This window comes from Methylophaga sp. UBA5088 (genome assembly GCF_002414625.1).
GTDB lineage: Bacteria > Pseudomonadota > Gammaproteobacteria > Nitrosococcales > Methylophagaceae > Methylophaga > Methylophaga marina.
In genome coordinates this window covers 15,317-20,047 of the sequence record NZ_DIAC01000107.1, presented here as the reverse complement: position 1 = coordinate 20,047, position 4,731 = coordinate 15,317, and the positions used below count along the sequence as shown (strand labels likewise).

General features: G+C 49.3%; 7 protein-coding genes. All 7 read left to right on the top strand.

What is annotated here, in order from left to right; genetic code table 11:
* On the top strand, nucleotides 1-543 hold a 543-nt coding region (locus tag B4K20_RS13640), incomplete at its 5' end, for a hypothetical protein (protein ID WP_289283295.1).
* Complete coding sequence (locus tag B4K20_RS13635; RefSeq protein ID WP_289283294.1) at nucleotides 543-1,148, top strand: phage tail protein; 606 nt, start codon at nucleotides 543-545, stop codon at nucleotides 1,146-1,148. The genes B4K20_RS13640 and B4K20_RS13635, both read left to right, overlap by 1 nt.
* Complete coding sequence (locus tag B4K20_RS13630; protein WP_289283293.1) at nucleotides 1,096-2,604, top strand: phage tail protein; 1,509 nt, start codon at nucleotides 1,096-1,098, stop codon at nucleotides 2,602-2,604. The genes B4K20_RS13635 and B4K20_RS13630 overlap by 53 nt, the downstream gene beginning before the upstream one ends.
* Nucleotides 2,605-2,617: 13 nt before the next feature.
* The gene (locus tag B4K20_RS13625; protein ID WP_289283292.1) at nucleotides 2,618-3,331 is read left to right on the top strand and encodes a hypothetical protein; all 714 of its coding nucleotides are present in this window, start codon (nucleotides 2,618-2,620) and stop codon (nucleotides 3,329-3,331) included.
* Nucleotides 3,331-3,702, top strand: coding sequence for a hypothetical protein (locus B4K20_RS13620; RefSeq protein ID WP_289283291.1), 372 nt, complete (start codon nucleotides 3,331-3,333; stop codon nucleotides 3,700-3,702). Before B4K20_RS13625 ends, B4K20_RS13620 begins: the two co-directional genes overlap by 1 nt.
* Complete coding sequence (locus tag B4K20_RS13615; protein WP_289283290.1) at nucleotides 3,702-3,914, top strand: hypothetical protein; 213 nt, start codon at nucleotides 3,702-3,704, stop codon at nucleotides 3,912-3,914. The genes B4K20_RS13620 and B4K20_RS13615 overlap by 1 nt, the downstream gene beginning before the upstream one ends.
* A complete protein-coding gene (locus B4K20_RS13610) occupies nucleotides 3,907-4,614 on the top strand; it encodes a hypothetical protein (RefSeq protein WP_289283289.1) in 708 nt (235 codons plus the stop codon). The genes B4K20_RS13615 and B4K20_RS13610 overlap by 8 nt, the downstream gene beginning before the upstream one ends.
* Nucleotides 4,615-4,731 lie beyond the last annotated feature (117 nt).

Here is a 4,731-nt window from a genome sequence, read left to right as displayed (position 1 = left end):
GGTACCGCCTCAGATTTTCATACCGATAGTGTGTATCGGGCGTTAATTTCAGAGTTTCCAGGGGTAACGGTCGATGCCATCTGGTTTGAACATGACGCACCACGAGGACCAGGCACAGCCAACGCGTTTGTGCTGTTCGACTTTGCTGCACCGGTAGCGCAATACCTGGAAGACATTAATACCTATATCACTGATGACGGCAATCACGGCCATGGTGATGATTTGCAAGTGTTTCAAATGCCCGAGCAAACCGTGTCATTGGTGGTGACTGTGTGGCACAAAAAAGGGCTGGGCTGTGATGCGGTGACCACACTGCAAGCGAATGTGCGTGATTTTGTGAATGCGGCCTTTCGTGAAAACAGCGAGTTTTCACCGACGCTGACCTTACCTTTCAGCCGGTTCAGCTTTTCCAATCTCGACCGCGAATTGCACAACCAGTTTACGGGTATTCATAGCGTGGATTATTCACTCGACGACATTGTGACCGAGCTTTGGATACCACGTTTAACCAGCTTAATCGTTAACATCCAGGAGACAGAATAATGCTGAATATTAAGCTGCCATTCTGGATTAGTGCCGAGCAAACCGAAGCACTCACCAAAGCAGCCACTAACTACTGGTCAAAAATTGAAGCCTGGCTGCGCTGGCCACTGGACCAAATGGACCCGCTCACCTGCACACCTGGCATGCTCGATTTGTTGGCCTGGCAGCGTGACATTGAACGCTTCACCACCGAGCCATTAGACCTTTACCGAAAGCGGGTGAAATTCGCCCTGATTAATGCCCAGGATGCTGGCAGCAAAGCCGGTTTTATCCGTATTTTTGAACGCCTTGGCATTGGGTATGTGGAAATAGAAGAACGCGTCGATCCGGTGGATTGGGACGTGATTTTGGTGCATTTATCCGATAGCCAGCTTTCCGAGAATACCGAGCTTTTAAACCGCATTATTCAAAAGTACGGACGTACCTGCCGACGTTATCAGCTCACTGTGATTACACCTATTCAAACGGGTATTAGCGTCAAAGCCACCGGTCATACCTGGTGGTTTGATACCGCGATACAAACCATCGCGCCATGGTGGGCAGATAACACCATTGAAAACAACGCGACAGGCAACGCCTGGTCGCTCGACATTGCAAAACTATAAGGGGCTTGAAATGGGCTTTATAACCATCAGCGGCGAAAACCAAATTGCCAATAAACAAGGCAACAGCGAAACGCTCAACATCACCCACTTTGTACTGGCCAACATTGATGGCCTTGACGTAAATAACGAGCCGGTTAATCGGGTAGAAGCTATGCCGGCAGCGGGAAACATTCGGGACACGCTACCGGTGACCAAACAGGGCTATGTCAATACCAATCAGGTTGTGTATTCCCTGGTGATGGATAGCGCCATAGGTGACTATGACTTTAACTGGGTTGGGCTGATTGATGATGAAGGCGTACTGGTTGCCGTGACCTATACGCCGCTTATCCAAAAGCGAAAAACAGCGGGGGCGGTGCCAGGCAATAACCTGACGCGTAATTTTCTGATCGCCTTTTCGGGCATTCAGGCCACCACGGCCATCGCGGTACCGGCTGAAACATGGCAGATTGATTTTAATGCACGCCTGCACGGCATCGATGAGCGTGAGCGCTTATCCAACTATGACATTTATGGCCATGAAGGTTTTCTTAGTGATGGCTGGAAAGTTGAACGAGTTGGCACGTCATCCACGTATAACGTGTTACCAGGCGTGGGCTATGTCGGCGGCATTCGCATTGCTGAAACACTGACACAACAAGTCACCGCCACGGGGCCAAAATCAGTCTGGCTTGATGTGTCACTGCAGGGTGATATATCCGATATGACGGCGGTGGTCGACTTTGTGATTGATGCGGTTAGTCATAACGATTACACCGATGGCAATGGCTTTAATCATTACCTGACCAAAATCAGTGATATTGCAGCCAATGGCGATGTGACCGATGTACGGGTAGATGGTGACGGCCTTTCTCAGCATTTGTTGGATGAAGACCCACACCCTCAATACCTCACCGAAGCCGAAGCCAACGCTTTATATAAAGCAAAAACGGCCATCGATTACCCGATTGGTGCTTTGCTGATCATGGATGGTGATGTGGTACCAACGGGATTTTTAAAACGTAACGGGGCAGAACTAGTACGTGCCTCATACCCACTGTTGTGGGCCTATGCTCAGACAGTTAGCAACTTTGTGACACAAGCCACTAAGGATAGCGACCCTGAAGCTTATGCCGGTTACTACGGTGATGGGGATGGTTCCACCACCTTCACGATACCTGATTGGCGTGGTGAATTTTGGCGTGCCTGGGATGATGGTCGTGGTGTCGATGTGGGGAGGGCTATTGGTTCATTCCAAGGCGATGCAATTAGGAACATTACGGCTAGTGTATTAACACAATCAAGATTGCTGGATTTCGAAGGTGCGTTTACGTCTGGAGGAAATATCGATGGCGGTGTGAATGGCAGCGGTAATAGCCCAGACATACTCGCTTTTGATGCATCACTGACTGTCCCCACTGCTGACCAAAACAGACCCCGAAGTATTTCGGGTATGGCTTTAGTACGCGCATATTAATCAGAGGTTAATAATGGATATCACACATTACTCACGAAAAACGGGCGAGCCTTTAAATCCAGGAAAGGCTGATGCTGATCCAAAGAACGACGGTCAATTTCTAATCCCAGCCTATGCCACACCGGACACAGTTCCTGAAGTTGAAGAAAATCAATGCGCCGTGTTTACCGATGAAAATGGCACGGTGCCACGCTCACATAAAGAGGGCGAATGGAAAATTGTTGCTGATCATCGTGGCTACTTTGGCTATGACGCAAATGGCAATGAGCAAGAAATATCTGAGCTAGGTATTGAGCCTGACGAGTCATGGACATTAACCAAACCAGAGCCACCTTTTGTATTTACTGATGCCGCTCAACTTAAAAACACTGAGATTAAAAACGGCTTTCAGGCAGCAGTGCAGGCCATCACCACCACCTACACACAAGAGGAAATATCGACTTTTCTCACCCAAGAAAATGAGGCCTTAGCCTGGCAAGCGGATAACACCGCTTTAACGCCTGGCATTGATTACATTGTGGCCAATCGCCCCTCGGTGGATAAAGCCACATTAGTGGGCCGCATCATCACCAATGCCACTACATACAAAGACATCGTGTTTCCTGCTATGGGTAAAAAGCAGGCGTATGAAGACGAGCTTTATGCCTTGCAAATTCAGCATGAAGACAGCGAACAACCCGATGTTACTCAGGCCGATATTGACGCCATTATCGTGGACTTTAGCTGATGAACTGCCAATTCACGCCTGTTCGATGGGCTGAGCTAAGCGAGTCAGAAAAACACACCTTTGGTAATGGTTGCGGCCCTGCCTGGTTTCCTGATTGGTTGGTCAATTTACTGTTTGGCTGGTTTTTTGAGGCTTCATGCCGCCGGCATGACTTTGCTTATAGTCGTGGTGGTTCACCTAGTGACAGAAAAGCCGCCGACAAGGGATTTTTCAAGGCCATGCTGCGTGATGCTAAACGCTTAAGTAGCTATCAACACTGGCTGGCCAGTGTGGTGGCCGTGGTGTTTTATCTGCTAGTGCGCTTGTTTGGCTGGCTGGCGTTTGAGTATGGGCCTTACCTCACTTTAACCATGATTTATGAGGCGGAATAGTGAAAATAACCGTCACTCAAACAATCCCGATTTATGATGTGGTTGGACACAAGCAAGTGAAAATACCGGTGTTTAACTTCACCACGATCGATGAGTTTTATCGCGGTTTTTATCGTGATTTTGAGTGCGTGCCACCTTATCGCCGTGGGCAATACAGCATGCCGACCAATCTAGTGTCCGGCTATGAGCAATGGAAGCGTGACAATGTCTAATTGGTCACCGGTGGTACTTCACACACCGATATCCGATGCCAGTGGCTTAAGCGGTAATGTGACGGTGGAAACCATCACCCCATGGACGCTGGGCGCGAAAGAGGGCAGTGGGACCAATACTTGGTTAGCGTTTCCCAACGCGGTCACGGCCTTGGTGAACAAACTCAGCGCGCAACCGGTGCCGGCGGTGTTTGTTTTGGCGTTTACCGCTGGCAGCGTGAAAGACCTGGCCAGCCAATGCCAAAGCATGGCCGGTGTGTTCCCGCTAAAACAAATTGAACAATGGCAACGTCACGCTGAAAAGCTGACCAACTTGCAGCAAGACAAAATGCAGCTGGTTGATGCGGAAGTGGTCACCGCCGGCATAAAACTGAATGCGGTACCCACCATTAAAGCCCGTATGAAAAAGGCACTCAGCCAACAGGCCAAAGCGGCGGCCAGCAGCTTAACCAATAGTGATCCCTTAGCGGCATTAACTAGTTTTGAAAGTCAAAAGGCTGCGTTTGATAGTGCCATCGATGCCGCTTTGCCTGACTTAACTGGTGGTGCTGGGTGGCGATTTTATGCTGATAGCGATATCGCAAACCAGATACAAATTGGTCACCCTGGTTATGAATATGCCTATACCGCCTTGATGGCGTTCATCGGTCAGCCAGCTGATCTCGCTTATTTACGTGAAATGATGCCGGAGGATGCATGAGCATAAGGCTAGGTGGTGAAAAGCTAAATGGCAAAGACTTCAAAGTCTCCAGCACATTAACCATGGCCGGCGCGGATTTAAGTGGCCAAACCAGCTACACCGATACGGCTGAAACGG

What these genes read in the sequence shown, in the direction of transcription:
- B4K20_RS13635 (WP_289283294.1), top strand. Translation starts at nt 543, where the DNA reads ATGCTGAATATTAAGCTGCCATTCTGGATTAGTGCCGAGCAAACCGAA.
- B4K20_RS13625 (WP_289283292.1), top strand. Translation starts at nt 2,618, where the DNA reads ATGGATATCACACATTACTCACGAAAAACGGGCGAGCCTTTAAATCCA.
- B4K20_RS13620 (WP_289283291.1), top strand. Translation starts at nt 3,331, where the DNA reads ATGAACTGCCAATTCACGCCTGTTCGATGGGCTGAGCTAAGCGAGTCA.
- B4K20_RS13610 (WP_289283289.1), top strand. Translation starts at nt 3,907, where the DNA reads ATGTCTAATTGGTCACCGGTGGTACTTCACACACCGATATCCGATGCC.